Below are 21,437 nucleotides of genomic sequence, written 5' to 3'. Positions count from 1 at the left end.
TCGCAGAGTATCGGCCGTCTGCGGCTTCACCACTTACAATCCGGTCATCGTGGATCGGGCGCACGCCTGCTTCGATGCCGTCGGCAGCCGTGGGGGGAGCGGAGGAGATGCGGGCTGGGGTGGCGGAGTTCGAGGAATTGCGGGTCACCCGCTCCCATGACGGGCTCTGCGCGATCCTTGCCGACAGATTTCCGATGGTCGTCCGGCCGTAGCGGATGAAGCAGGGAGACGGCGCCTCGGGCACATCCGCCGGGAAAGGATCGAAGTAGCCACCGCGCGGCTGCTGGAGCTCCGGTCTGAAGCGCGCTGCGAGACCGACGGCGAGCGCTTGGAGGCGATAGCGGGCGAGGTGGACGACCTCGCGGGCACATCGCACGCCACGCGTTGGACAGGCCGGCCGAGCCGCAGACGCTCTGCGCCGCCACGCTGCCACCGACGCGGCCCACTCGACAATCCGGCGCGCTATCGCTCGTGAGGGATACCTCTCGGCAATTGATCGAGACTCACCCCTCGACGTCTGCTTCCAGGATACAATCAAGGACGGCTGAACGGCCGGGATGGGCGCAAAGCGGCAGATCCGCTCTATGACTGCGGCCGGACGTTTGCTTCTGCTTCTACTCAGGAACTGTCCAGCTTGCGTCTCCATCTGTCGGTGACGCTTGCGATCCTTCGACCTCCCGGACAGCCTGTTTCCCCGTGACCTCCTCGTAGCGGGCAATGATCAAGTCGATGTAGCGCGGCTCGTACTCGACCCTGAGGTGGTTGGGCGCGACTGGGAAGGCGTGGCCGCTGTCCGTCGTGCGCCGGAAGCGGCGCGGCTGGCGGGCCTTGAGCCCGTTCTCCCGCATCAGCCGGGCCACGCGCCGCCGGCCTGCCGCCAAGCCCTGCTCGCGCAACTCGTGCGTCATGCGGGGGGCTGCCGTACGTCTCGTGCGAGAGCGTGAAGTCGGAGCGAACGTGAGCGAGCAGCACGAGATCCTCGCGCTGCCGCGCCGAGGCTAGACGGTCCTTCCAGGCAAAGTAGCCGCTTGGACTGACGTCGAGGACTTTGCACAGGCGCGACTGGGAAGTCCTTCTTCGCCGCATCGACGAGGCGGAACCTCATCGACTTCCCTCCTTGGCGAAAAAAGCTGTCGCTCGCTTTAGGATCTCCCGTTCTTGGCGCAGCACCTCGTTCTCGCGGCGCAGCCGCTTGAGTTCGGCAGACATGTCTTCCTGTCGCTCGGCCGGCGGGTGGTCCATCTCCCGCTCACGCCGGCCGTCGATCCAGTTGCGCAGCGTCGAGAGCCCGACGCCGAGATCAGCGGCGATCTCCCGGCGAGACCGCCCGCTCGTCTGCGCCAGTCGCACCGCCTCAGCACGAAACTCAGGGGTAAAGGTCTGCTTCCGGTCTGCCATCGGAACCCTCCTCCTTCAGGAAAAGAGCTCTCCACTTTCGCGAAGCAAGTTCACTCGCAGTTTGTTCGAGATCGCGGCGACGAACTCAACGACCTCGCCCTGCTTGCATCCGAAGCGAGACAGCTCGTGCGCGATGAAGAGGTTAAAGACGCGGAAGGGCGCGTACGCGACCTCGTGGCCTTTCCCGGAAGGCAGCTCGTCGTAGAACGCGGCTTCAGGTGGGTCGCTTTGACCTCTGCTGGCGCGAGCACGTGCGAGGTCTTCCTCGAGAAGGCGCCTGATGCTGGCGGCGAGTTGGGTCGGCACCGGCTTACCAAGGCGCTCACGAGCCGTGTGCGCCGGGCCGTATAGGAGGGCGTAGATGGCTTGCAGGGCCTGCTGTCGAGCAGCGTTTGCGGCCCAAAGATATAACCACCACTCGGTGTTTCAATGACTCCGGCGGCTTTTCCACAGGCCGACTGCGAGCTTCCCTAAAGTGCGCGTCTTGATCGCTGTTATTGTGAGATAGATCCCCGTTCCGATTTTCAGGGACTTATGCGTGTAAAGTCCTGAACGCTCGCGACAAACATCGATGAGCTGCGGGGCTAAAGCTTCTCAATGGGGCAAATGTCCCTGTTTTCAGGGAACATCCGCCCGAGACGAGTTCGCAAACGACTGCGCCCACCGCCACTTGCTTGGCTGAAGTGATCGCATCAGCGGTTCTTGGCACAGCGCCGATCGCTCGCCCCACAAGGTAGCCCACATTCGCAAGCGGCTTGCGGCGCACCCCGCCGGACGATTTTTAGTGCGGCAGACCTCAGCGCTGACGGCCCACGGTCCTCCGGAAGCAATAGCGACGACAGCTCCGATCATCCGAGCCGGCGGCCATCCGAAGGCGGACTCGCGAACATCCTTCGGCCGCGCCGTGATGCGTGCCGTAAGCAAGCCTTAACGCTGCTTGGGCACGGTTGCGGATCTGATCGATCAGCCGCTCGGATCAACGAGGTCCGCGCTGTTGCGACGGGAGACAACGGGTCCATGCCTCGCCTGCTCGACGTGCTGCGCTGGAAACTTCAGGTGCTTTTTGCATGGAAGCCGACACGCGCTCAGTTGCTACCCCTCATCCTGGGGATTTATGCCTTGGCGGGTTGGGGAGCCTACGCGAATAAATCTTCGGCCAACAAGGAGCTCGCAACTCAGGTCGGCCTCCTTCAGACGGAGCGAAACGGGTTGGTGGGCCGCCAGAAAGAATTGGAGCAGGCCAACATCGACCTCGTTCGCGTGTGGCAAGGCAAACTTGCCTCGGCCCGCGAGGAACTCGGCCAAGCTGTTGCGGCCCGCGACGCGGCGAAGGGTCAGCTTGCCGGTTCACAGCGCGAGTTGACCGCTTCGAAGAAGCGCTTCGATCAGGCTCGTGATCGTGTATCCGAGACGGGAAGCATCAAACCCGCCGAGCCGTCGAAGAAGGCCGCGAGCAAGCCCTAGAGCCGCCCGATGACCCGGCCTTCGGCGTGATGAACGCGCACCCACGCCGTTTCCCTTGAAGACCACGCCTCAGCAGGTCTGGTTGCAACGCCGTGACCGTGACCTGCTGCTGCGCGGCGTCGCGAGCTTCGACGGCAGAGCAATGCTGAGCCTCAGGACCAGGACGCGAAAGCGGTAACCCAGTCCTCGACCGCATTGCCAGCGTGCCGGAGGGCACCGGGTGGGCATCCCAAGCCGCTCGCCACCACGTCAGGATCGGCTGTCGCGCCAGCGCCGCCGTTGGGAACCGGTCAGGTTTCTCGTGCTGACCGACTCTGCGCGAGGCCGGAGACAGGTTCCCGAAGTCACCGCACGGCCACGCTGATCCGGTTCAGAACCTAACGGAACCGTCGCGGGCGTGAGAAGTCGATCTGGACAACGGTCGGCCCCTCGGGGGCGGCCCGGCGCAGGCGCGCCACGGCCGGCGTCTGACAGTTTGTCTCGGTTGGAGGTGCGTTCCACAACCGACGCGCGAAGGGTGTCCGCACCCCCGCTTCGATCAGCCCGCGAGCCTGCGGATTTTGCGGAACCATCCCCGCGCGCATCAGCGTGTCGATCACCTCGCCCAGAATGCGCGCAGAGTCATCGAAGCTGATCTGGTCCGCGCCGGGATAGCCGCAGCGGTGCTGCTCGAACAGCCAGTCGTGCACGATGTAGGCCGGTCCATACCCCCAGGGCGAGAAGCCAGGGATGGGCTGGAGGATGGGCGGGATCGAGCCGCCATCGGTGTACATCGGCTGCGGGATGATGACTCGGTTGTCGGTGGTCACGAAGGTAAGCGGGTCCTTCGGGTCCGGCAGGTAGGCAAACTGGTTCACGCCTACCCATTGCACGATGAGCTTACCCGTCAGCCGTCCGCCCGGTCCCGGCTGGGCAAGAGTCGCGCAGCCCGCCAGCGCAGCCGCGCTCAGGCTGACGGCCACGCTGCGGCGAAGGACGCGCGCGAGATCGGATCGGCGGCCCCGCTCGGGGGCTCGGGTCCGTTGCCCCTTGGTCACGGCTCATCCCCCCGGTTGCCGCAAGCTTGACCATAGCGAGCGTGGGGACGCATCCCGCAAACAGGGCACGCGCCCGCATCCTGCCTTGTTGCGCGCGCGACTTCTGTGACCAGTGATGAACCGACTGGGTGGGTACGCTGGTAGCGTTCGCGGTCGCGCACCGGGGTACCGACGATCAATCCGGCGGAGAGCCGCCGCGAAAATACTTCGGTCCGCCCCCTACTGCTCCGCCTGGCGTAGCCTCAGCAGCCGACCTCAGTTCTGCCGCCTCACGCTCTTGAGATAGGCCGTCCGCTTGAGCGTTCGCCGCCGCGCCAGCGTGCCGAGCGCGGCGCCTCTCTTGGCCTCTCTCTTGGCCTCTCTCTTGGCCTCACTGATGTCGTCGGGACCGTGGGGACCGGCGAGCCGCGTCGGTATGGCCTTCGCTCGCGTTGGCGCAGTTGGGTTCTCGCCCACCGACACGTTCTCGCTGACGCCCCGCGCGAAATGGCTGATGATGGCTGAGGCGTTGATCTCCCTGCTCACTGTCGCCGTGCGCGCCGTCAATCGCCGGCGTCAGGGACCCGTAGGACAGCCAGGCCGTGATCACGCGCAAGGGTCTCAATTCCTCCGAGGGTGGTCGGGTACATCGCGCGTCCCGGTTCGCTCGGGCCATGACGCACCGTCAGGACGAGGATGCCACCGGGCTCGAGACGCGTGGCCCGCTTGCGGAAGGCGCGCGGACGTTCAGGCGACGGCAGGTGCAATGACACGGCCGAGAGCAGCACAAGGTCGCAGTGCACGCCGAGACGATGAACCGGGTCGTCCCGCGTTCGCGCCGAGATACGATTAGCGCGGCGAAGCAGTCACTCTCAGAGTCGACCGAGTCCTATTGGATCGTACGAATGATGGCATCCTGATCATTCGTCACGTCCCGATCTGATATTCCTGCGGTCGGCCGAACGATTCCAGGCGCTTCGGACAGCATATGCGGGTTCGTTCTTCTTGCGAATCATTGGATCACCCCAGTAGCCGAACGTCGGAGGCAGCGCACCTCGGTCATTCGGCACGACGTCGCTTGATCGGAAGTGATGCTTGGATTTGGAGAGGTCACCCGGAAAAACGGAGCGCTCTTGGGCGCCCGGCAGTTGGAGCCCTCAAGGTAGAGCCAACTCAGAACCGGAGGCCGGTACACCCCCGGCTCGCAGAGGCTGAACTGAAGCGCTTGTGGCGCTCGCGGCGCGTCGCCGCTCGGTCGAGCCCGCCTCGCCGCAGTGTGGCCCACCGCTCCGCGCACGTGTCGTGGCCTTGGATGGCGCGGCCTCACGCCGGCGGGGTCGCTGCGCCGGCGACGCGCAGGACCCTGACCAGCCAAGTCCGGATCGCCCAAACCGTCCGAATGAGCACGGCTGCCGCGTAGGCAGAGCTGCCCGCGATCAAGGCCGCACCGGTCAGAGTGTTGCCCGCATCGTCGTACTTCAGCGATTCCACCAGCGGCAGAAACATCACGTAGGAATGTGAGAACGCGAGGAGGCCGTATAACGACCAAGCCAGGATGATCACGAATGCGCCAGCAATCCAGAAATCCAGCTCACGCATAGTCCATTCCCCCAGACGCCGATTTCATACTCACAATGATCTTTAAAAGCTATCCCGGTTCCCAGTTTGTAATTTGAAATCGAAACACAACTCTGAAAACAGGAGGCGGAGACAAAATAGGTTTTCAAAGATTGAAGCTGCAGAGCGCGCGACCTGCGAACGGACGGGCGTATGGCGGCTATCCGGATCGAGCCCCGACACGCGCCGCTCGGAGAGGCGCCGCTCGGACATGGGCCGCTCGGACATGGGCCGCTTGGACAGGCGCCGCTTGGCGCTCCGGCTCATGAGGCACGGCACCTGCCCTCCCAGATCGATTTGAATTCAAAAATCAAATTTATAAATACAATATCAGTTTTCAAAACAAATCGTAATTTATTTGTCAAACAAAGTTCGCTTAGATACGGTCAAGCTGCCGATATCGTGAACGGTCAAATTTCTTGAATACTGCGACAGTCTGGTGGACACGGAGTCATTCCGCGGCCTGAACGCAGAATTTTGGGTTGACGCTTGCACGCACGTGCTCGCGGCGTCGTATGCGGGGACATGATGACTGATCTCAAGACGCTCCTGTTGTGCAGTTCGGCCGCGCTGGTCTCGGGTGTCGCGGCACAGGCGGCCGACCTTCCAGCCACGCAGGCCGCGCCGATCGAGTATGTGCGCGTGTGCAACGCCTATGGCGCGGGATTTTTCTATATTCCTGGCAGCGATACCTGCATCCGCATTTCCGGTCGTGCGCGGTACGATTTCCTGTACCAGACCAGCAAGGTCCGCACTGGAACCGGCGGCGATCAGACCGGCTATCTAGGACTCATGCGCATCAACCTGGATGCCCGCACACAGACCGATTACGGGACGCTCCGCGCCTTCCTGCGCCTCGACATCGCCGACCGCAGCGGTCCCTTCCTCACCTCCGGATCCCGTCAGCGGGAGGGCTTGGCCTTCCCGGGCCTCGGTGCCGACGCCTTCAACCGGACGCAGACCTACGTCAACGCCGACAAGGCCTTCATCCAGTTCGCCGGGCTGACGGCCGGCCGGGCATCATCGTTCTTCGATTTCTACGCACACGACTTCGAGCTGATCGGCGGCACAGCCGGCTCGGACACATTCAGCACGAACGTGCTGGCCTACACGGCCACCCTCGGCAACGGCCTCACCGTGAGCGCCTCGATGGAGGATCCGACCTATCGCCGCTTCCCGATCTTCGGAACCGGTTCCGCGGTCGGCGCCTTCACGGGCGCAGGCGGGTTTGCCGGTTACAGCAATGCCTTCAATCCATTCACCCCCTCGACCTTCCTGGCTCCCATCGTCGTAGGGCCTGGCAACGTCGCCTTCGTCGACGTGACCCAGAAAGTCCGCATGCCTGACTTCATCGGCGTCGCGCGCATCGACCAGGCCTGGGGGTCGGTACAGTTGTCGGCGGCCGTCCACGAGATCAATGCCGGCGACGCCGGCAGTACGGTGGCCGGTGTCACGACCGCGACCACCGCCCTCGGCATCTCGCCCACCGGCCGCGCCTCAAGCGCCTACGGCTGGGCGGTGCAGGGAGGCCTGAAGGTCAACCTGCCGTTCATAGCGGCGGGCGACACCCTTTACCTCCAGAGCGCTTACGGCCAGGGCGCACTCAGCTATACGGGCATCTCGAACTACACGGCTCCGTACGACGCCCTCGCGGCGGCGCCCGTGGGCGGTGGCTCCTTCGCCCAATACTACGCCGACGCCGTGTTGAATCCGGCCACGGGACGGCTTGAGCTATCGACGACCTTCTCGGCCGTCGCTTCGCTACTCCATTACTGGAGTCCCGCCTGGCGCTCGGCGTTCTTCGGGAGCTATGCGGAGATCGACTACAACACGAAAGGTCGGAACGCCCTCGGCCTCCTCGGATTCGGCTTCGCGCCTGCGGGCGCCAGTGCCGCCAATGCCCTGGCCTTTGCGACGAGCCCTGTGCTGCGCGGCAACAACCAGATCGTCACCGGCGGGAGCCTGATCTGGACGCCGGTGAAGGACCTCGATATCGGCGTCGAGGGTGAGTACATCCGCACCGCCCTCAAGAGCGGCGTCACACCGGATATCTCGAAGAATTCGCTACGCTACGTGAATGCACAGGACGCGGCGCAATTCCGGTTCCGCGTGCAACGGGATTTCTAGCGCAGCCGATCCCCGTTTCGTTCCCCGTTCGAGTGTTCAGGGCTCAGCCGAAAGGATGAGCTCTTCGTTTTTCAGCTTCGATATCTTGGATCGTTCATGATTTAAGCATTTAAAATCTATTTTTGTTGCTCATCGCCCGGGGTCAGGTACAAGTCAATCAGCTCCTCGGAGGCGCTTCTTGCCGCTGAGCGGGCGTTGGCTGCGGTTTCGAATTGGCGGGCTCAGGTACCGGAGCAGGTTGAGTCGAACCCAAAGCTTCAGACCCATACGACTTCGCCGACCGGGAAACCGGTCGGCATTTTCGTGTTGCAGCCCCGGTCTCAAGCACCTGACCGCCGTCGCTGCAGCCTCCACTCGGCCGCCCTGGCGCGATGGACGCGTCCCGGCTGGGCGGCGCCTCCCGCGCGATCACAGCGCCCGCAACCGTCCCTCCGGCATGACCAAAGGGGGACGTTCATAGCCGGGCACGGGGATCAAAACCCGATAGACCATCGGTGAGAGTCCCGGGCGTCGGGGCAGCAACCGCGGGCGGATCCACGTGAAGCGGAGTTTATAAATTCAAACTCTTTCAAAGACTCAAAGAATTATTATGCAAGAAAATATGGAATTTAGACCTGCGCCAGCGCATCGTGTACTCCCGTCGCCGATACGCGACAGCTTAACTAAGAGGCCAATTCATGAACAACCTTATCCTGGCTTGCTCGTTCGGCGCCATGCTGATCTCGGGCCCCGCCTTCGCGCACGCGTCCAGCGCGCCGATCGCCCCCAGCCTGATCGTCCGGACGAACGGAAGCGGTCTCGACGCATGGTCCTACGCCGAGGGGAACGACAAGTCGGGCGGCATGTGGGAGGGCGCGACCGGCTACGGCGCGTCCGCGCCGCAGCAGCCCGTCTATACCGGGTCCGTTCCGTCGAACCGGCAGTGGAGCCACCTGAACACCCGCACGCGGCATCACAGCGCGCCGTCCTACTGACCGGCCCCGTCGCCTGCCGCGGCAGCGGCAGGCGACGCCAATCCCCGTAGGGTGCCGACCGGAAACGGCGCGGGCCTCAGACGGCCTCGATCAAGGCCGCGCCGAGACCAAGGGATTCAGGGCCCTGATGGGGCCAGAGCAGCGTGACGCGACAGCCAGTCCCGTCGCTGGCGATGTCGAAGACCGCGCTGTGCAGCCGCGCGATCGAATCGACCAAGCTCAGCCCGATGCCGAACCCGCTCTTGTCGGCCCGGAACGCGCCGCGGCGGTACCGGGCTCGGACTGTGGTCAGCTCCTCCGCCGGGATGCCGCAGCCGTTATCCGTGACGCGGATGGCCGTGGGAGTCTGCAGGAGCGCGACTTCGACCCAGCCCTCGGACGGGGTGAATTTCAGGGCGTTGTCGATCAGGTTGCTCACGGCCTCGAAGATCAGGCTGCGGTCACCCTCCACCTCAGAGGCGCCGTCAGGCCGCGTCCACCGGAGTTGGATGCCCCGCTCGGCCGCGAGCGGCTCGTAATACTCCACGGCATCCTCAAGCAGCCGGCTGAGGTCGACCTGCGTGAAGCCGGATCGGCGCAGGCGATCCTCCATCTCGGAGATGCGCAGCAACGCCGAGAACCGGATGACGATCGACTTGACTTCGGCGAGCACGTCCTCGTTGCAGGCGCGGAACGCCTCGACACTGTGGGCCTTGCGCAGGGACCGCTCCAGCGTCCCGACGACCCGAGTGAGCGGCGTCCGCAGATCGTGGGCGATGTTCTCGTTGACGCCCTTGATCTCCAGCATCAGCCGCTCGAGCTGGTCGAGCATGTCGTTCACCACGCGGGTGAGGTGGGCGAGGTCGGCCGAGACGCCGCGCGTCGGCAGCCGTTCGCTCAGGTCGCCGCGCATGATGCGGACCACCGCCGAGGTGATCGCGTCGTTCTGACGGAGCGATCCGACACCGAAGATCACGGCGCCGATCAGGCCGATGACGATGGTGGCCGCCATGCCCCAGGAGAAGGTCTCGACCAGGGCGTTCTCGAGGGACTGGAGATCCTTGGCCGAGCGGCTGACCAGAACGTACTCGCCGCTCGGCAGCCGCGTGAGCTCGCTGAACAGTGTGCGCGTCCCGTGCTCCGTCTGCTGGGTCAGGACGAAAGGGTGCCCGATCGGCGCCGTCGCCGGGTAGGGGATCGGTGCGCCGGCGCGGCGTGCGTGATCCGGTCCGAACAGCACGAGCGGGCGCCCGCCCTCAGCGAAATCCTCCGACGCGTCGATGCGCTCGCGCAAGGCCCGGGGGGGCAGGTTCAGGAGATGCTTCGACTCCCACTCCACCCACTCGAAGGCGGCCTTGCGGCCGTAGCTGCGCGTATCGACGTACAGGAAGCCGCACAGGGCGAGCGACGCGCCCCCGAAGGTCGCGAAGAACAGGCTCGCGACCCGGAAGCCGCTGGTGCGGCGAACCTCAAGAAGGCGCACGGAGGATGAAGCCCGTGTTGCGCACCGTGTGGATCCGGGGATTCAGACCGTCGGGATCGAGCTTCTTACGGATCTTCCCGATGTGCACGTCGATGACGCTCGACTGATGGTTGAAGCTGTAGCCCCAGACCGACTCGAAGATCATCTTGCGGCTGACCAGCACGCCGGCGTTCTGCATCAGGAACTCGATGATGGCGAACTCCTTGGGCAGCAGTTCGATGTCGCGGCCTGCGCAGCGCAGGACCCGCTCGATCAGGTCGAGGCGCAAATCGCCGACGACCAGTTCGTTGACCGTCTCGGCAGCCATCTTGCGGCGGGCCAGCGCGTCGACCCGAGCGGTCAGTTCGATGAACTCGAAGGGCTTGGCGAGATAATCATCACCGCCGGCGCGCAGGCCGTCGACGCGCTCGTTGACGGCCGAGAGCGCGCTGAGGATCAGCACGGGCGTCGAGACCTTGGCGGCGCGCAGCTTGGTGAGCAGCGACAGACCGTCGATCTCCGGCAGCATGCGATCGAGGACGATCACGTCGAAGTTGCCCTCCAGCGCCTTCCGCAAACCGGTTGTCCCGCTCGGCGCCTCGTCGACCTGAAAGCCGTATTCCGTCAGCGCCGAACCGATCTCGGCGGCGACGCGGCGATCATCCTCGACGACCAATACACTGGGCATTCTTTTGTCCTTCTTATTTTGTATTCGGCTGTTCGGCTCGATCTCCTGCGGCTTTGCAGGGGAGACGGAATTATCCTCTTCAGGTCCGCTGTCAAATATCGGTTGGTCTGCGCTGGCGGAATGCGTCATTTGGCCGGCAAAGCCTACGAGATCGTGAGGAGATCGGACCATGCGCCTCACTCCGCACTGGCCTGCTCGGAGAGCTTGGCGGCGGGCGCTCTCGCGGCGGAATCGCCCTTCGGAACGACCCGGGCGCCGTCCTGGAGGGTCGCGGGAGGATTGAGGACGACCGTCTCGCCGCTCGCGAGCCCGGCGCGCAGCTCCAGCCGTGTGCCCAGATCGCGCGCGATCGTGATCGGGCGGAGCTGCACCGTGTCGTCGGGCTGAACCACCGCGACGCGCGTCCCCGTCGCGTCGAAGATCAGCGCCTCGGACGGCACGGTCACGCGGGGATGCGTGCGCGGCACCGCAAAGGTCACGGCGACGTAGAGGCCCGGACGCAGGACCCCGTCAGGGTTCTTGACGTCGACCTCCGTATCGAGGGTCCGCACGGAGGAGCGCAAGGCGACCGAGCTGCGCGAGACCGTCCCATCGAACACGTGATCCGGCATCTGCGCGACGCGCACGCGGGCCTGGACGCCGTCATGGATGCCCACCGCCGCCGATTGCGGCACCTGCACCGTGACGCGCAGAACATCCGTGCTGTCGACGGAGAACAGGGGTGTTCCGCTGCCGGAATCGGCGTGGACGAGGTCGCCGACATCGACCATGCGGGCGGTCACGACACCGTCGAAGGGCGCGACCACGTTCTCGAACGTGGCCAGCGTCCGCAGCCGGTCCACCTTGGCCTGCTGCGCCGTGATGTTCGCCTCGGCGACCTTCACCTTCGCGTTGGCGGCGGTCAGGGCCGCGGTGGCCGTCAGCATCCCGGCTCGGGTCTGATCGGCGTTCTGCTTCGAGGCCCAGCCCTGTCCGGCCAGCGTCGACGTCCGGGCGTCGGTGGCGTTGGCCAGCGTGACGTTGGCCTTGGCCTGCTCGACATCGGCGCGGGCGACGGCGAGCTGGGCCTGGAACTGGCCGATCTGGGCCTCGGCCTGGCGCGCCTGCTGGTCGAGATCGGGGGCGGCGATGCGCACGAGCAGGTCGCCCTTCTTCACCCGCGAGCCGATATCCACCCGGCGCTCGGCGATGTAGCCGGTGGCGCGGGCGAAGATGTCGGCATGGTCGAAGGCCTCGGTCTGGCCCGGCAGGGTCAGCGTCATCGGCTGACCGTCTTCGGTGGCCGACAGGGTGCGCACCGTGGGGACGAAGTCGGCCGTCTCGGCCTGGGTCACCAGGGAGGCCTGGTAAGCCTGCCAATGGTGCCAGCCGCCGAGGCCGAGGGCGCTTCCGAGCGCCAGGGCAGCCACCAGGAAGGGCCGCTTGCGCGGGGGCGGCAGATCGGCGTGCGCCAGCCTCTCCCCAGCCCCGTCCTGCCGCAGGGGATCGATCTCGACGGCGTGGCGATGCGCCCGCTCGGCGGCCTCGTGGGCGTCGAACGCGTGAGCCTCGGAATCTGCGCGCATCAATAATCCTCGAGGGGCTTGATCGGGTTGTGCCGGAGCAGGGTGTAGAGGAGCGGGACGAAGAGCAGCGTCGAGAGCGTGCCCATGCCGATCCCGCCCATGACCGCGCGGGCGAGGGCGGCGTTCTGCTCGGCGCCCTCCCCCGATCCGATCGCCATCGGGATCAGGCCGAGGAACATCGCCGAGGCGGTCATCAGCACCGGCCGCAGCCGTGTGTGGCCGGCCATCAGGGCGGCCTCGCGCGCCGAGCAGCCCGTGGCCTCCCGGTGCTCCTTGGCGAAGGTGACGAGCAGGATCGAGTTCGCGCTCGCGACGCCCACCGACATGATCGCCCCGAACAGGGCCGGGATCGAGAAGGCCGTGCCGGTGATGAACAGGCTCATCACGATGCCGCAGAAGGCGAGCGGCAGCGCGGCGATGACCACGAAGGGATCGACCCAGGTCTGGTAGTTCAGGACGAGCAGCAGGTAGACCGCCACCAGCGCGATCCCGAGCCCGATCTCGATCCGCGCGAAGGCGCCCTCCATGCTCTCGATCTGCCCGCGAACCAGGATCTTGTCCGGGGCCGGCAGACGGGCCTGCGCGTCGGCGACGATCCCATCCACGGCATTGCGGACGCTGCCGAGATCGGTGTTCTGGACGTTGGCGAGGATGTCGAGGGTCGGCTGCTGGTTGACGTGATTGATCACCGTCTGCTCCGGCTGCCGCTGCATCGTGGCGATGTTCGACAGCAGGATCGGAATGCCCGGCCTGTCATGGCCGGTCGCGTGGACCGAGACCGGCGTATTCATCAGCTGGTCGATGTCGGCATTGCGCCATTCCGGCGTCTGGACCCAGAGCTGATAGGGCATCCCGGACTTGGGATCGGCCCAGAAGTTCGGGCTGACTTGGAAGGAGCCCGACAGCGAGACATTCATGTTCTGCGCGATGGACTGCTCGCTGACGCCCATCTCCGAGGCGAGTCTGCGGTCGACATTCACGGACATCTGCGGCGCGTCGACGATCTGGTGAAGGTGGACGTCGACCGCCCCGCGGACCGCCGAGATCCGGCGCACGAGATCGCGGGCCACGGCGAGATCGTCGGCGTCGTGGCGTCCGGAGACCTGCACGTCGATCTGCGCGATCGTGCCGAAATTCAGGATCTGCGTGATGATGTCGGAGGGTTGGAAATAGAAGACGTCGTCCGGGAAGGCATCGCGCAGGACCTTGCGCAGGCGCGCCTGGTAGAACGCGATCGGTCTGTGCTCGCCATTCAGGTTGATCAGCATCTGGCCGTCATTGTAGGCGACGAACGATGCGTCCATGAACGCAAAGTTATAGTTCGACGCCGGCAGGCCGATATTGTCCAGGATGAGTCCGAGCTCATCTTTCGGGACGACCTGCCGGACGACGTCCTCGACCTGCGCGAACCGCTTCTCCGCCTGCTCGATCCGCTGACCCGGGCGGGTGCGGATATGCAGCGTCATCTGGCTGGATTCGATCTGTGGGAAGTAGTCCTGCCCGACGAAGGGGAAGATCGCTGCGGTCACCGCGAGGACGGACAGCACGCCGCACAGGGCGCGGCCCGGGTGGCGGAGCACGGCGGAGAGGAGGCCGACATAGCCCGCGTGGAACCGCGTGAAGCCCTGCTCGAACGCCCCCCGGAAGGCCAGGGCGCCGCGCAGCGGATACCGGAATCCCCAGAGGAGCGGGCGTCGCGCGACGCCGAGCAGCCGGCCGAGAACCGAACGCCGTCGCTGCGGCGCCATCCCGTCGATTGCAGGCTCCGCGCCGCCGTGATGCCGGGCGTATTCCGGGGCGACGAGGACGTCGATCAGGATGGCGACGAGCGTCCGCGACAGCAGGTAGGAGGTCAGCATCGCGAACACCACCGCCTCGGCCTGCGGGACGAACAGGTAGCGGGGGGCGTCGGTGAGGAAGAAGACCGCCGAGAAGGCCGAGCAGATCGCCAGTGTCGAGATCAGCGCCGGCTTGGCGATGCCCGCGACGCCCTCGACCACCGAGCGCCGAAACGGGAATCCCTCCTCGAACATCCGATAGGTGTTCTCGATCGCCACCGTGGCGTCGTCCACCAGGATGCCGACCGCGAGCGCGAGGCCGCCCAGGGTCATCACGTTGATGGTCTGCCCGATGGCGACCAGGATCGACAGGGAGGTCAGGATGCAGAGCGGGATCGAGACGAGCACCACGAGGGTCGAGCGCCACGAGCCCAGGAACAGCAGGATCGCGAGGCCGGTGAGGCCGGCCGCGATGACCGCCTCGCGCACCACGTCGGAGATGGCGTCCGAGACGAAGACCGACTGATCGAACAGCGGCGTGATCGTCATGCCCTTCGGCGCGGCGGCGTGGATGTCGGGCAGGGCGGCCTTGACGGCGTTCACGACGTCCAGGGTCGAAGCTGCGCCGTTCTTCAGCACCTGCAGGAGGACGGAGTGGTGACCGTCGGCGCGGACGATGTTGATCTGCGGCGGCGAGCCGTCCCGCACCTGGGCGACGTCCCGCAGCAGGACCGGCTGGTTGTTCTCGACCTTGATCGGGATGCGATTGAGCTGATCGACGAGAAGCGGGCTCGAATTGAGCCGGACTGTGTATTGCTGCGTCCCGATCTTCGCGAGCCCGGAGGGTACGACGAGGTTCTGCTTGAGCACCGCATTCAGGACATCGAGCGGCGTCATGCCGATCGCGCGCAGCTTGGCCGGGTCGAGGTCGACCATCACCTGACGCGGCGCGCCGCCGTAAGGCGACGGCAGGGTCGAGCCCGGCACCTCGGCGAGCCGCCGGCGGGTCCGGTACTGGGCGTAATCGAAGACCGTGGTGAGCGGCAGCGTGGACGACGACAGGGCCATCTGGATGACCGGCACCGACGACGCGGAGAACCGCATGATCACCGGCGGCTGCACCCCGGGCGGCATCCGCGAGCGGATGGCGTTCATGGCCGAATCGACCTGCGTCATCGCGAGATCGATGCTGACCGCGGAATCGAAGTAGATCCGCTCGGTCACGGTCCCCTGGATCGACGTCGACTCGATCCGCCGGATGTTGTTCACGTTGCTCGACAGCGAGAACTCGCTGTAGTTCGTGATGCGCTGGACCATGTCGGCGGCGTCGAGACCGTTATAGGTCCAGACCACCACGACGACCGGTATGTCCACGGACGGCAGCACGTCCTTCGGCGCCACCGCGATCGAGCCGATGCCGGCGAGGAACATGAGGACGGCAAGAACATAGAAGCTCTTGCGGAACTTCAGGGCGAACCGAACGAGATCCATGCTGCCAATCGCGCTTGTCGCCCGAATCCTGCGGATCTCCGGGCCCCGTCCTCGGCCTCGGTTTAATGTGGCAGAATGAGGCTTGCGTTGTGGAGGACGAGCGGGGCTCATGCCCGGCTCCACGACGCTATAAATCACTCCCGACAGTGCTTCGAATGAATTCGCCCTTACATCTTGAAGCAATTTTTAATTTGAAAAAAATAGGGCCGATTTTTCAAGAACTGTGACTCGGGTGGAGCCCGCAGCCCCCGACGCCTGAGCTGCCCACGGGCGACAGCATTGAACAAGAAAGATCTTCTTTAAAAAATGTTATTATTTTCATAATTTAGCGCTGTATTCATTTGCGGTCCATCGGGCGGATGTCCTAGATGGCCGAGGGCCAAGCAACCGATCTTCCGGTCGTCGGCCTTCGTCATCACACCGCGCCATGACTGACAGCATCAGAGTATCAGCCTAGTTCTGCCACGCTGAAGCAGGCACCTTCACGATATCTCGGCCCGCATCCGGAGTTCGGCGTGCGCGGTTGAACGGCCGCTGATGGGTGCTGCCCGATCCCGAGATACCGATCAGCGATGTCTCCGGAACAGATCGCCCCGGCGCCCCAAGGCTTTGCAGATCTGGTCTGTTCGAGACGAACCGATGATCAACCAGCGAACGATAAGCGTCCTGATTTGCGTTGCCTTGTCCGGCCTCGTCACGCCGGCCTGGTCCGAGAGCGAAATGCCTGCCGGCGGCGCGTTCATGAGCAGCTACACGTCGGACCCCTACTTCGACCCGCGATCGCAGTATTCCCAGCGTCACGCGCTCGGCGATAGGGGCGAACAACCCATGCTGGCAGAGCCGTGGGGCGCTCAGCCACCGTGCGCGCTTTTCGACAAGCCCTGTGCCGACCGGTTCGAGCGGACACGGCACCATGCTTCTCCGTAGGACAGGTCGGTTGCCGTCTGAACTCCGACCACCCACTCTCCGCGCCCGAGACCGGTGCTCCGAGATCCTGTCGCCCTGTCCGGTGCCACGAAGCCGACCGAGTTCAGGATCCTGCGGCGCCGGACATGTCCGCTCTCAAGGCTTCGCGAGAGGCCGCTGAACAGGCGGATCGGGCGACAAGCCGAACGACAGGTTTTGCGCTGATCGGCGATCCGGCATGGCGTCGTGTGGCCGAAAGCCGTCCGACCGGTTTCGGACCGGCGAGCCACCCGACCGGACGGTGGGGTGTGGTCCTCTGTCGTGGACGGACCGACCGGAATGCGAAGGCGACCTCTCTTCGGCTGGGCCGCGGCCTCGTTCCTGCAAGCCTGCGGGTCGTCGGGTGCGGTGATCACACCGGGCCACCGCGAGCGGCTGTCCGATGGCCGCCCGAGTAGAGTGGGAGTTGTCTGATGAAGCGGCGTACGCTGCTGCAAGGAGCCGGAGCGTTCATGGCGAGCGCTGTCGCGGCACCATCCCTGGTCCGCGCGGAGACCGCTACGACCCTGCGCTTCATCCCGCAGCAGGATCTCGTCACCCTCGATCCGGTGACGACGTTCGCGTACATCACACGCAACCACGGCTACATGGTCTTCGACACCCTCTACGGCATGGACAGCGCCTACCGCGCCACGCCGCAGATGGTCGCGGGCCACCGGATCGAGGAGGACGGGCGCCGCTGGGACCTAACCCTGCGCGAGGGCCTGCGCTTCCACGACGGCACGCCCGTGCTCGCCCGCGACTGCGTCGCCTCCCTGCGGCGCTGGGCCAAGCGGGATCCGTTCGGCGGCTCGCTCATGGCGATGACGGACGAGCTCTCAGCGCTCGATGACCGGACCATCCGGTTTCAGCTCAAGCAGCCGTTCCCGCTCCTGCCGGTCGCGCTGGGCAAGGCCTCGGTGCCGGTCTGCGCCATGATGCCGGAGCGCCTCGCCGCCACCGACCCGTTCCAGCAGGTACCCGAGCTGATCGGGTCGGGACCGTTCCGCTTCAAGGCGGACGAGCGCGTGCCCGGCGACCGTACGGTCTACACCCGCTTCGAGGGCTACGTGCCTCGTGGGGACGGGCCGCTCACCTGGACGTCGGGTCCGAAGATCGTCCATTACGACCGGGTCGAGTGGCGCGTGATCGGCGACACGTCCACGGCGACCTCGGCGCTGATCGCCGGAGAGGCCGATTGGCAGGAATACGCCTCGCACGACCAGCTTGGGCTGCTGAAGGCCGCGAAGGGCGTGACCACCCGCGTGCTCGACACGACGGGCTTCGTCACGATGCTGCGGGTCAATCACCTGCAGCCGCCCTTCGACAACCCGGCGATCCGGCGGGCCCTCTGGGGTGGGATCGACCAGACCGCCTGCATGCAGGGCGTCGTCGGCGTGGACGATCCCAGCCTGTTCCACGTGCCCCTCGGCTTCTTCTGCCCCGACACCCCGATGGCCTCGCCGGACGGGCTCGGGCCGCTCAACGGTCCGCGCGATCCGGCCAGGGTGCGCGCCGAGCTGAAGGCCGCCGGCTACGCCGGCGAGACCGTGCTGCTGATGGTGCCGTCGAACTCGGCGCCGCTGCTGGCGCTCGGCCAGGTGGCGGCCGACCTGCTGCACAGGGTCGGCATGAACGTCGAGGTCTACGCGGTCGAGTTCAACGCGATGCTGCAGCGGCGCAACCGCAAGGGGCCGGTCTCCGAGGGCGGCTGGAGCGCCTTCGTGACCAACTGGTCGGGCATGGATTGGCTGAATCCCGCCGGCTACATCGCCCTGCGCGGCACCGGCGAGAGCGGCTATGCCGGCTGGGCCACGACCCCGCGGATCGAGTCCTTACGCGACGCGTGGTTCACAGCCCCGGACGAGGCCGCCCGCGCCGCCCTCTGCCGGGACATCCAGCTCCAGGCGATGCAGGACGTGCCCTACTACCCGCTGGGCCAGTACCTGCAGCCGACCGCCTACCGCTCCGGCCTTGCCGGCATCCTCGACGGGTTCCCGACCTTCTGGAACGTGCGGCCCGCCTGAGAGGCCCGGGGCGTCACAGCCCCGGGAAGGTCGGCGGCGCGAGGGCGTCGGGGCTGCGCCCGGCCCAGTCGAGCTGCCGGACCTGCGCCAGTGCGCGGCCCTGCGCTTCCTCCAGGGCGGCAGCAGCGGCCGCGTAGTCGATCGTCAGGGCGCGCCCGTCGCGCACGATCTCGCGACCGCCGACGAAGACCTGCCGGACCGCCCGGTCGCCGGCCGAATAGATCAGCGACTGCACGGGATCGCGGCACGGCCGCATGGCCGGATGCGCGCAGTCCACGAGCACGAAATCGGCCTTGCAGCCCGGCTCCAGCCGGCCGATGTCGGTGCGCCCGAGCGCCCTGGCGCCCCCCACGGTGGCCGCGTGGAATACGTCCGTCGCGCGGGTGTCGCGCGGGTTCTCGGCCACGACCCGGGCAAGGTACGAGACGAGGCGCATCTCATCGAGCATGTTGTGCGGGTAGACGTCGGTGCCGATGCCCATGTTGATGCCCGCCTGGACGTAGCGGCCGAAATGGTGGAGCGCGATGCCGCGGCGGGCGAAGACCGTCGGACAATGGGCAACCGTGGCGCCGCGCTCGGCCAGCCGCCGCAGGTCCGCGCCGGGGCTGTGCCAGTGGGTCCAGGGGTGGTCGTCCAGGAAGATCCCGTGGCCCACGATGGTGCGCTCGGTCAGCACGCCGAGGTCGTCGAGCCACTCGATCGGCGTCATCCCGGTGCGGCGGGTGATCTCGTGGAATTCCGACAGGGACTGCGCCGCGTGCGTGTGGAAGCGCAGGTCGCGCCGGACCGCCTGGTCATGGGCGTCCCGCAGCAGCTCCGCCGTGCAGGTATCGACCTGCGCCGGGCAGAGCATGCCGAACAGGCGCCCGCTCGGGTGCTTCTGCGCCGCCTCGATCTCGGCGAGCGCCTGCTCCAGGCCGCGATAGCCTGCCGCCTCGTCCCACTCGTACGCGACACTGTGGCCGTTCCGGGTGAGCCAGCGCCCCGACCGAAACATCGGGGCGATGCAGACGCGCAGGCCCGAGGCGCCGAGGAGGTCGAGCCAGCCCGCGCTCGGCAGGGCGAGGTCGCAGACGGTGGTGACGCCCGACAGGGCGAGTTCGGCGAGCGCCACGCCGTAGGCGGCCCGCGTGCCCTCCGCGTCGGGCCGCAGGATCGGCAGGTACTCGTAGAGCGAGGTGTTGTAGAGGCGCTGGCTGCCGACCTCGTCCCACATGCCCTTGTTCATCGGCTCCGAGAACAGGTGCGTGTGGATGTCGACCAGGCCGGGCATGAGCATGCAGCCGGAGGCGTCGATGGTCCGGACCGGCTCAGGCCCCCCGTAGCCCGGGCCGACATGGGTCAGGACGCCGTCCGCGAACACGACATCCGCGCCGGTGCGGTAGACGTGCCCGCCGCTCTCGGGATCCCAGGCGACGACCCACCGGGCCCCGGTTACCCGCGTGACGCCCGTCGCCCCGTCTGCAGCTTCGTCGTGCATCGCTGACCTCTCCCTTGCGCCGCCGGGGCGGGCAAGATCGGTGCCCGATCGGGCGTGCCTCGGGGCGCGGCGCGGCCCGAGTTTCGCTTCGCGCAGGCCGCTGTCGTCAGCGGCAGGCCCTCGCGTGGGTTCCGCAGGACAGCGACATGCATCACGGCGACAGCACCGGAGTCCCGCGCATCCTGGTCATCAACCCGAACGCCTCCCGGGCGGTGACGGCCGCCATCGACGCGGCGCTGGCGCCGCTGCGCCTGGCCGGCGGCCCGGCCATCGCGGTGACGGACCTGCCCGAGGGTCCGGTGAGCATCGCGTCTCAGCAGGACGCGGATTCCGTGGTGATGCCGCTCGCCCGGCGCATCGTGGCGGATGCGGCGGACGCCTTCGTCAGCGCCTGCTTCAGCGATCCGGGCCTGCATACCGCCCGTGAGGTCGCCGGGGGCCGGCCCGTGATGGGCATCGCCGAATGGGGCATCCTCCGCGCGCTCACCCTGGGCGAACGCTTCGGGATCGTCGCCCTGTCGGAGGGCAGCGTGCGGCGCCAGCGCCGGATGGTCCGCCAGATGGGCCTCGGCGAGCGCTTCGCCGGCAGCCGCCGGTGGAGGCGCGGGCGGACGAGACGGCGGGCGCAGCCATTCGGGACCGCCTCGTCGCGGCGGCCCGAACCCTGGTCGAGCGCGACGACGCCGACGCGGTCGTGCTCGGCTGCGCCGGCATGGCACCGCACCGGGCCGCCGTCGAGCGGGCCATCGGGCGGCCGGTCGTCGAGCCGTGTCAGCAGGCGGTGGCGGCGGCCCTCGGGGCGGTTCTGCTCCGATCGGCCCCAGAGGAAGGACCCGGCGATGCACTATGAGCTCCTGATCCGCGGCGGCACCTGCGTCACGCCCTGGGGCACCGAGGCGATCGATCTTGGCGTCCGCGACGGGCGCATCGCGGCCCTCGCGGTTCCGGCCGGGGCCACCGCGGAGGCGGTGGTCGACGCAGCGGGCCTGCACGTCCTGCCCGGCCTGATCGACAGCCACGTCCACCTGCGCGATCCCGGCGACCCGGCGGTGGAGACGATCGAGACCGGCACGCGGGCCGCGGTGCTGGGGGGGATCGCCACCCTGTTCGACATGCCCAACACCGTCCCGCCGATCGCCGATACCGAGCGCCTCGCCTGGAAGCGCGACTACGTGGCGGGCCGGAGCTGGTGCGACATCGGCCTCTACGTGGCCGGCACGAAGACCAACCTCGACGCGCTCGCCGCGCTGGAGCGCGAGCCGGGGGTCTGCGCCGTCAAGGTCTTCGCGGGCAGTTCCACGGCGGCGCTGATGATCGAGGACGACGTGCACCTCGAGCGGGCGATGCGCGCGGGCCACCGGCGCATCGCCTTCCACAGCGAGGACGAGGAGCGGCTTCAGGCCCGCAAGCCGCTGTTCAGCCGGGG

14 protein-coding genes and 3 pseudogenes are annotated in these 21,437 nt (G+C 66.7%); 7 read left to right on the top strand and 10 right to left on the bottom strand.

Features of this window, described 5'->3' with window-relative positions:
- Positions 1–226 precede the first annotated feature (226 nt).
- Positions 227–548 (top strand): annotated as a pseudogene (locus MKK82_RS28850) (hypothetical protein); the annotation flags it as partial.
- A gap of 195 nt (positions 549–743) precedes the next feature.
- Here the strand turns inward: MKK82_RS28850 and MKK82_RS28845 are convergent.
- Together MKK82_RS28845 and MKK82_RS28840 are read right to left on the bottom strand one after the other, a co-directional pair.
- Positions 744–1,398 (bottom strand): annotated as a pseudogene (locus tag MKK82_RS28845) (IS3 family transposase); the annotation flags it as partial.
- 15 nt (positions 1,399–1,413) lie between these two features.
- Positions 1,414–1,704 carry a hypothetical protein gene (locus tag MKK82_RS28840; protein ID WP_238291453.1) on the bottom strand — a complete coding sequence of 97 codons (291 nt, stop codon included), beginning with the start codon at positions 1,702–1,704 and terminating at the stop codon, positions 1,414–1,416.
- A gap of 711 nt (positions 1,705–2,415) precedes the next feature.
- On the opposite strand from MKK82_RS28840, the gene MKK82_RS28835 reads away from it, so the two are divergent.
- A complete protein-coding gene (locus MKK82_RS28835; protein ID WP_238291451.1) occupies positions 2,416–2,862 on the top strand; it encodes a hypothetical protein in 447 nt (148 codons plus the stop codon).
- A 377-nt stretch (positions 2,863–3,239) separates the two neighbouring features.
- Here the strand turns inward: MKK82_RS28835 and MKK82_RS28830 are convergent, their stop codons facing one another.
- The 3 genes from MKK82_RS28830 to MKK82_RS28820 all read right to left on the bottom strand — a co-directional run bounded on the left by MKK82_RS28830 (position 3,240) and on the right by MKK82_RS28820 (position 5,477).
- Complete coding sequence (locus MKK82_RS28830) at positions 3,240–3,899, bottom strand: DUF1353 domain-containing protein (protein ID WP_238291450.1); 660 nt, start codon at positions 3,897–3,899, stop codon at positions 3,240–3,242.
- Between the two features lie 255 nt (positions 3,900–4,154).
- Complete coding sequence (locus MKK82_RS28825; protein ID WP_243987631.1) at positions 4,155–4,424, bottom strand: hypothetical protein; 270 nt, start codon at positions 4,422–4,424, stop codon at positions 4,155–4,157.
- A gap of 777 nt (positions 4,425–5,201) precedes the next feature.
- Positions 5,202–5,477, bottom strand: a complete 276-nt coding sequence (locus tag MKK82_RS28820) for a hypothetical protein (RefSeq protein ID WP_238291448.1) — start codon at positions 5,475–5,477, stop codon at positions 5,202–5,204.
- A gap of 543 nt (positions 5,478–6,020) precedes the next feature.
- Between MKK82_RS28820 and MKK82_RS28815 the strand changes: the two genes are divergently transcribed.
- Both MKK82_RS28815 and MKK82_RS28810 read left to right on the top strand, forming a co-directional pair.
- Positions 6,021–7,622, top strand: a complete 1,602-nt coding sequence (locus MKK82_RS28815) for a porin (RefSeq protein ID WP_238291447.1) — start codon at positions 6,021–6,023, stop codon at positions 7,620–7,622.
- A 677-nt stretch (positions 7,623–8,299) separates the two neighbouring features.
- Complete coding sequence (locus MKK82_RS28810; protein WP_238291446.1) at positions 8,300–8,596, top strand: hypothetical protein; 297 nt, start codon at positions 8,300–8,302, stop codon at positions 8,594–8,596.
- 76 nt (positions 8,597–8,672) lie between these two features.
- Here the strand turns inward: MKK82_RS28810 and MKK82_RS28805 are convergent, their stop codons facing one another.
- From MKK82_RS28805 to MKK82_RS28790, 4 genes are all read right to left on the bottom strand, one after another.
- Positions 8,673–10,058 carry a sensor histidine kinase gene (locus MKK82_RS28805; RefSeq protein ID WP_238291445.1) on the bottom strand — a complete coding sequence of 462 codons (1,386 nt, stop codon included), beginning with the start codon at positions 10,056–10,058 and terminating at the stop codon, positions 8,673–8,675.
- Positions 10,045–10,725, bottom strand: coding sequence for a response regulator transcription factor (locus MKK82_RS28800; protein ID WP_238291474.1), 681 nt, complete (start codon positions 10,723–10,725; stop codon positions 10,045–10,047). The genes MKK82_RS28805 and MKK82_RS28800 overlap by 14 nt, the downstream gene beginning before the upstream one ends.
- A gap of 176 nt (positions 10,726–10,901) precedes the next feature.
- Positions 10,902–12,290 carry an efflux RND transporter periplasmic adaptor subunit gene (locus tag MKK82_RS28795; protein ID WP_238291443.1) on the bottom strand — a complete coding sequence of 463 codons (1,389 nt, stop codon included), beginning with the start codon at positions 12,288–12,290 and terminating at the stop codon, positions 10,902–10,904.
- Positions 12,290–15,559 carry an efflux RND transporter permease subunit gene (locus MKK82_RS28790; RefSeq protein WP_243987629.1) on the bottom strand — a complete coding sequence of 1,090 codons (3,270 nt, stop codon included), beginning with the start codon at positions 15,557–15,559 and terminating at the stop codon, positions 12,290–12,292. Before MKK82_RS28790 ends, MKK82_RS28795 begins: the two co-directional genes overlap by 1 nt.
- 1,379 nt (positions 15,560–16,938) lie before the next feature.
- Here MKK82_RS28790 and MKK82_RS28785 point away from each other — a divergent pair.
- Entirely contained in the window at positions 16,939–18,531 is a 1,593-nt protein-coding gene (locus MKK82_RS28785; protein ID WP_238291441.1) for an ABC transporter substrate-binding protein, read from the top strand.
- A gap of 13 nt (positions 18,532–18,544) precedes the next feature.
- On the opposite strand, the gene MKK82_RS28780 is transcribed toward MKK82_RS28785, so the two are convergent.
- The gene (locus tag MKK82_RS28780) at positions 18,545–20,011 is read right to left on the bottom strand and encodes an amidohydrolase family protein (RefSeq protein WP_243987626.1); all 1,467 of its coding nucleotides are present in this window, start codon (positions 20,009–20,011) and stop codon (positions 18,545–18,547) included.
- Positions 20,012–20,157: 146 nt separating this feature from the next.
- On the opposite strand from MKK82_RS28780, the pseudogene MKK82_RS28775 reads away from it, so the two are divergent.
- A pseudogene (locus MKK82_RS28775) lies at positions 20,158–20,861 on the top strand (aspartate/glutamate racemase family protein).
- A partial coding sequence (locus MKK82_RS28770; RefSeq protein WP_243987624.1) for an amidohydrolase family protein occupies positions 20,851–21,437 on the top strand: 587 nt, incomplete at its 3' end. The pseudogene MKK82_RS28775 and the gene MKK82_RS28770, both read left to right, overlap by 11 nt.

Source organism: Methylobacterium sp. E-046, from assembly GCF_022829625.1.
Taxonomy (GTDB): Bacteria; Pseudomonadota; Alphaproteobacteria; order Rhizobiales; family Beijerinckiaceae; genus Methylobacterium; species Methylobacterium longum.
This window is presented reverse-complemented; position numbering and strand designations above follow the sequence as displayed.